Annotated in this window: 1 pseudogene; it reads right to left on the bottom strand. The window is 63.9% G+C overall.

The features are described 5' to 3' along the window. A pseudogene (trbC, locus tag AC0L3J_RS38220) lies at positions 1 to 255 on the bottom strand (IncP-type conjugal transfer pilin TrbC); the annotation flags it as partial.

Here is a 255-nt window from a genome sequence, read left to right as displayed (position 1 = left end):
ACTTGCACCTGGTGCAGCGCCCCGTTGCCGAGGGCCGCGATTTCGGCACCACGACCGAAGAAGGTGCTCATCACGTTCTGCGCGCCGACCAGCAGCGCCATCACCAGAACCAGGAAGATCAGGGTTCGGAAGAAGGCGTTGAGTTCGCCGCCGAAGATCAGCACGCCGCCGGCGACGACGATGCCGATGATGGACAGCGCGAAGGCCACCGGGCCGGTTACGGAGTTGCGCAGGTTCGTCAGCCAGCTCTCATAT

The sequence above is a fragment of the Bradyrhizobium sp. Kon37 genome (genome assembly GCF_055807535.1).
This window is presented reverse-complemented; position numbering and strand designations above follow the sequence as displayed.